Source organism: Segatella copri, from assembly GCF_024330485.1.
Classification (GTDB): domain Bacteria; phylum Bacteroidota; class Bacteroidia; order Bacteroidales; family Bacteroidaceae; genus Prevotella; species Prevotella copri_L.
Genome location: NZ_JANDWX010000075.1, coordinates 1 through 3069 on the forward strand (window position 1 = coordinate 1; position 3069 = coordinate 3069).

The following is a 3069-nucleotide window of genomic DNA, read 5'->3' on the forward strand; positions in this document are numbered from 1 at the left end:
TGACAACCCATATAGTGATAAAATTAAAAATGCGTAACTCATTTAGTGATAAGAAAAATAGATAGTAACATATTTAGTTTAACCATCCTAAAGGTGACAACTTTTTCACGTATAAGACACCTTTTCGTTCAAAAGACATTTGTTGAGTTTCTTATCAAAATGACTGGTGCTTAAAGCATGTTTATTGAGTACCTTGAAGATGACTCTATCCACGATAATAGGTTTGAAGATCTCGGAAATATCAAGACATAACGAAAAACGCCTTTCTCCTGGAGTATGCAGAAAGCTTATCGTTGGATTGAGCTGAGTTTGATGAACTGCCCGGAGAGTTTCAGTATAACACATCATGTTGCCAAAAGATATGAGAGCATTCACCTCATTCTCTGGCGGTTGCTTGGTTCTTGATCCCATGTTGAAATCATCGAGAATGATATCGAATGCAGCATAATATGCCTGTCTGATATTTCCCTCAATTCCCATTATCTCATCTACAGCCTTAGCATCTGGCAAAGTATTACTCAATCTTTTAATAGTATCGATAATATCTTGCAGGTCTTTTCCTCTACGATTATAATAGTTGAGGTTCATAACCATATTCCATGCTGCTCCCTGAATAAACTTTCGTGCCAATTCAACTCTTTTCTTCTTGTTTTGGTATGCAGATGTTTGTGCCAACAATGCCTTGCCAGAAAGAAGACTTTCGCGAGGCATGAAGCTTCCGGTATAGTTCTCATAATAGTCGAAGAAGTGGACAGGAATACCTTTCTGCCCCAAAAAGTTGAACAAAGCACTATTTGCCCGCAGACTTCCAAAGGCATACAGTTCCGCAACATCCTCAATAGGAATGTATCGAGGTTGCTGCTTGATTTCTTCATTATCTTCATTCACGATAACAGGCGTGAACTTCAGCGTATTATCTCTGCGTTCCATGATGCCTGGATTGAACAGATAGAAACTTCTTTTCATTCTTCTTCCTCCAACTCGTTTATATAACAAAAATCGAAATAACTACAATTCTTACAGATGCCTTTCTTAACTTTAGACGGGCAAACATCTTGAGAGATTATCTTAATAATGTCCTTAGATATAACCTGAATGTCATCTCTATCAACATCTGTCAAGATTACTTCTTTTGTCTTTCTCAAAAGAGGATATTCCAAGATGCCCTTCACGCCATCAATTCCATGTTTCTCGAAAACATACATGTAATATTTCAGTTGCCATTCATGAGCTTTATCCACCTTATTAGATTTCTTTATCTCATGGATAACCTTGTTCTTGGCATCATAGTAATCTACTTTGATACCATCAATCTCCACTTCCTCATACTTTGATGTACGTTGCGGATAACTTGATTCATGCACCAACTTTCCTTCATAGACCAAGTCTGACTCTTGTTCCATATTGATGCCATTGGCAAACAGCCATAGTTTGCGATGGCAAAGCTGGTAATAGTTGAAATGAGTGCCTGTTATGACCATAGAGAAAAACCAACAGGAGGCTCCAGGTAAAAACCAGGAGCCTCATCATTTACATTAAATCTGATTCTCGTAATCAAACGCCATCATTCTATCAACCAACTCCTGCTTAGCCTTAGCCAAAGCATCTGCGCTTTCGGTCTCTGTCACGACATAACTTGCACATGGAAGAGTTATAAATGTCTTGGCACCAGCATTTTCGTCAACGATAGGCTTTGCCTTTGGTTTAGATTCTCCATCCTCAACAAGTTTGGCACGAATAGCTGCAGCTAAAGTATTAGCATTATCACTAATAGCAATGGCTAAAGTCTCCATCAAACTGAATGTTCTTGCCTGATTGGATGTGATATGCCAATCAATCAGAGCATCGGCTATAGCTGGAATAATCTGCTCACGCTGCTCTTTCGGCATCAACAAGCATTCACCAAAAGAAGTAGTGATTACCTTCCATCCATCTTCTTTCAACTTTTCTACCATATCTGATGTAATCTCTGGTTCCAACTGATTAGTTGAAACGCAGAACAAACGTCGTAAATCAATAGCTACATCATATACAAATAGACCTGTTGCTCGATTATTATTCTTAGGAATCCATTTGCGATACAAACTTCTATCGCTTCCTGCCAAGAGGTTACTGATCTGCTCTTCTGTCAAACGATTTCCATTAGCATCACGCACAACAACTTTATGTACGTTAGGCTTATCAGAACGATCAAAAGAAATATTCTCCTTAGGAAATGCAGCCAAAAGCGGATGCAAAGGTGTCATCGCAGAAATACTTAAGGGACTTCTGCGCTTTACCGTTTTTTCCTTACCATCTTTAACAGCTCTCATCCAACCACCTAAAAGCTGGTCAATATAATGTGGATCGCAAGACGAAAGGACCTCTCCTTCTTTAAGCGCACCTTTCTTATCTACATCCCAATAGAACTCGGTAGGAGAAGGTTGAACACCTAAAACATCGTTAAGCTGCTCCATGATAGAACGCTTAACCTGCTGACCACTGGAGTATGGAACTCGTACGTTGAACTGTGGGTCAAAATAAGACTTCTGACCATCTTCTACACAGAATACTGTGAACGCAGCATGCTTGAGACCTCGCAAATAAATAAAAGAATTCTCTTTCATAATCTTGTATTTTTAATTGTTATTATAATGTCTTATACTGGAAACGCAAAAGTGTTAAGAAGTATGGTACATTGTCTGTTGGCATACCATGAATCTCCTTCACGATTCCTTTAAACTCATCTATCTTACCAATGAATGAAACAACCTCTGTAGCAGCTGCTATGAACTGTTTTTTATTAGTTGCATTGAGCATTGTCTCAACCAAATTTTTACGTTTGGTACTGATAGACTTATCTTTATCACTAGAGGCTTCGTTCAACAACTTAGCCAACTCTTGGGATTTCTCCCATAATTCATCATTATTCAACATAGCGTATATCCAAATTATATAAACATTGTAATTAACTAAAGTTTCGCAAGTGAAAATTCACAAGCGTGATTTAACGTAATTTTGGAATAAAAAAGGCTCTGAAGTTTGTATAACTCACAGAAAATGAGTATCTTTACAATCGCTAAACAATAA

At 38.0% G+C, this 3069-nt stretch carries 4 protein-coding genes; all 4 read right to left on the reverse strand.

Annotation, left to right across the window (positions count from 1 at the left end; genetic code table 11):
* Nucleotides 1-105 precede the first annotated feature (105 nt).
* From cas1b to NNC77_RS16275, 4 genes are read right to left on the reverse strand one after another with little or no spacing between them, the layout of a single operon-like run.
* On the reverse strand, nucleotides 106-966 hold the full coding sequence (gene cas1b, locus NNC77_RS16260) for a type I-B CRISPR-associated endonuclease Cas1b (protein WP_254971880.1): 861 nt from the start codon (nucleotides 964-966) through the stop codon (nucleotides 106-108).
* A complete protein-coding gene (gene cas4 / locus NNC77_RS16265) occupies nucleotides 963-1481 on the reverse strand; it encodes a CRISPR-associated protein Cas4 (protein ID WP_254971878.1) in 519 nt (172 codons plus the stop codon). Before cas4 ends, cas1b begins: the two co-directional genes overlap by 4 nt.
* A 54-nt stretch (nucleotides 1482-1535) precedes the next feature.
* Nucleotides 1536-2606 carry a CRISPR-associated protein Cas7 gene (locus NNC77_RS16270; RefSeq protein WP_254971877.1) on the reverse strand — a complete coding sequence of 357 codons (1071 nt, stop codon included), beginning with the start codon at nucleotides 2604-2606 and terminating at the stop codon, nucleotides 1536-1538.
* A 22-nt stretch (nucleotides 2607-2628) separates the two neighbouring features.
* Nucleotides 2629-2916 carry a hypothetical protein gene (locus NNC77_RS16275; protein WP_254971876.1) on the reverse strand — a complete coding sequence of 96 codons (288 nt, stop codon included), beginning with the start codon at nucleotides 2914-2916 and terminating at the stop codon, nucleotides 2629-2631.
* Between the last annotated feature and the right edge of the window lie 153 nt (nucleotides 2917-3069).

What these genes read in the sequence shown, in the direction of transcription:
- cas1b (WP_254971880.1), bottom strand. Translation starts at nt 966, where the DNA reads ATGAAAAGAAGTTTCTATCTGTTCAATCCAGGCATCATGGAACGCAGA.
- cas4 (WP_254971878.1), bottom strand. Translation starts at nt 1,481, where the DNA reads ATGGTCATAACAGGCACTCATTTCAACTATTACCAGCTTTGCCATCGC.
- NNC77_RS16270 (WP_254971877.1), bottom strand. Translation starts at nt 2,606, where the DNA reads ATGAAAGAGAATTCTTTTATTTATTTGCGAGGTCTCAAGCATGCTGCG.
- NNC77_RS16275 (WP_254971876.1), bottom strand. Translation starts at nt 2,916, where the DNA reads ATGTTGAATAATGATGAATTATGGGAGAAATCCCAAGAGTTGGCTAAG.